Source organism: Streptomyces sp. NPDC050743 (assembly GCF_044456925.1).
Taxonomy (GTDB): Bacteria; Actinomycetota; Actinomycetes; order Streptomycetales; family Streptomycetaceae; genus Streptomyces.
This window is the reverse complement of record NZ_JBITGJ010000291.1, coordinates 1-2,181: the sequence shown is the minus strand read 5'-3', so window position 1 is coordinate 2,181 and position 2,181 is coordinate 1. Positions and strand designations below refer to the sequence as shown.

Below are 2,181 nucleotides of genomic sequence, written 5' to 3'. Positions count from 1 at the left end.
ACAAGGTGTCGCTTCCGTCTGCTGGCGTCGTTGATCTGGTATGGCGTTTCCGGAGGGGGTGCGCGGCCAACTCGCCGTGCGATTCGAGGTGTTGCTGCCGTATCTGAACGAGCGGCAGCGCCGGTTGATGTGTGCGACGGAGGCCCGGCTGCTCGGATATGGCGGGATCCGGGCCGTCGCCCGTGCCGCCAAGGTGAGCGAGACGACGGTCCGCCGAGGCGTCCTCGAGCTGGAGTCCGGCGAGCTCGAGCTTTCCGAAGGGCGGGTACGTAGGCCAGGCGGGGGACGCAAGCGCGCCGAGGAGGTCGACTCCGGGGTGCTGCCCGCGCTGATGGCGCTGGTGGAGCCGGACGAGCGAGGCGATCCGATATCGCCGCTGCGCTGGACGACGAAATCGCTGCGGAGCCTCGCCCAGGAACTGACCCGCCAGGGTCATCCTGTCTCGGCGATGACGGTGGGCCGGCTACTGAAGGAGAACGGGTTCAGTCTGCAGGCCCAGGCCAAGACGCTGGAGGGTAAGCAACATCCGGACCGGGATGCCCAGTTCCGCTACATCAATGAGCAGGTCAAGCAGCATCAGGCTGACGGCGAGCCGGTGATCAGCGTGGACACGAAGAAGAAGGAGATGCTCGGCCAGCTGCCGAACGTGGGCCGTCAGTGGCGGCCGAAGGGCGACCCGGTCCAAGTGGAGGACCACAGCTTCTTCACCGGCCCGAAGGGCGATGCGGCGATCCCGTACGGCATCTATGATCTGACCGCCGATACCGGTTGGGTCAACGTCGGTGTCGACCACGACACCTCTACCTTTGCGGTCGCCTCGATCCATCGCTGGTGGCAGGCCCGCGGGCGCCATGACTACCCGCACGCCACCCGTCTGCTGATCACCGCGGACGCGGGTGGCTCCAACAGTTACCGCTACCGGGTCTGGAAGTCCGAACTGGCCGCCTTCGCGGCCGAGATGGGCCTGGCTGTCACGGTGTGTCACTTTCCTCCCGGTACATCAAAATGGAACAAGGTCGAACACCGCTTGTTCTCCCATATCGCGATGAACTGGCGCGGCCGTCCGCTGACCAGCCACGAAGTGGTCGTCAAGACCATCGCCGCGACACGGACCCGCACCGGGCTACAGGTCGAGGCCGAACTTGACCCGGGCTCGTATCCCACAGGCACTACGGTCAGCAAGGCGTACCTGGACTCGCTCCCGATCGAGCAGCACCTCGAGCGCGGAACCTGGAACTACACCATCCGCCCCGACGGCCCGGCCCCCAGCGAGCACGAAGCGGTTCGCAAGCCTGGGGAAACGGCCCGCACCCAGTTCCTGGAGATGCTGGCCGACCCGCTGCTGACCGGGATGACGCGGGAAGAGCTGGCTGCGCTGAGCGATCGGCTGGCTCCCGCGCAGGCCGCGCAGCGGGAAGAACGCTGCTACCAGCACCGCGGCGGACGACGGCGCAAGGCGCCCGGCGACCATGGCCGCCCCCTGCTGACCGGCCCTGACAAAGTGCTGATCACCGTGCTCTACCTGCGGCAGGTCTGTTCCCAGAAGGTCTTGTACGACATGCTCGCCCTCAGCGACCGCACCATCAGCAAGGCCATCGGCGACACACGACGGCTGCTGGACGACACCGGCACGACTGTCGGGCTCTCCTCGGTTCGGTTTGCCAAGCCGGACCACCTGGTGGCGTTCCTGCGCACCGGAATGTCACCCACCGAAGTCCGGCCCGCGCTCCCGGAACAGCTCTGCGACCCGGCACTGACCGGCATGAGCCTCGCCGACCTCCACGCCCTGATCGACCGGCTCTCGAAACGGCAGGCCGCGCTGGTCGAACGACGGCGCTTCACGCAGCGCGGCGGGCACCGCCAGCCCGGAACCCGCGCCGGGGTGTTCCGACAGAAGATCACCGACGCCGAGCGCGTCCTGGCCACCGTCCTCATGGACCGAAAGGTCTGCACCGGAGGAGTCCTCACCGAGCTCTTTCAGATCACCAGAGGCACTCTCACGAACGCCTTCCGCGACGTCCGCCCTCTGCTGGAAGAGGACGGAATCACCTTCCTGCCGGCACCGGTGACGCACCGCACTGTCGAAGCACTCCTCGCCAGCACTGCCACGAACTCCAACACGCCGACAAAACAAGCAACTTGATTACGTACAGGTTCAGTGAACGCGGCACCTTTGGTAGC

Annotated in this window: 1 protein-coding gene; it reads left to right on the top strand. The window is 66.5% G+C overall.

Annotated features, from left to right (window positions below):
- Positions 1 to 40 precede the first annotated feature (40 nt).
- Positions 41 to 2,143, top strand: a complete 2,103-nt coding sequence (locus tag ACIBJF_RS53065) for an ISAzo13 family transposase (RefSeq protein WP_399185062.1) — start codon at positions 41 to 43, stop codon at positions 2,141 to 2,143.
- The last annotated feature ends 38 nt before the right edge of the window (positions 2,144 to 2,181 follow it).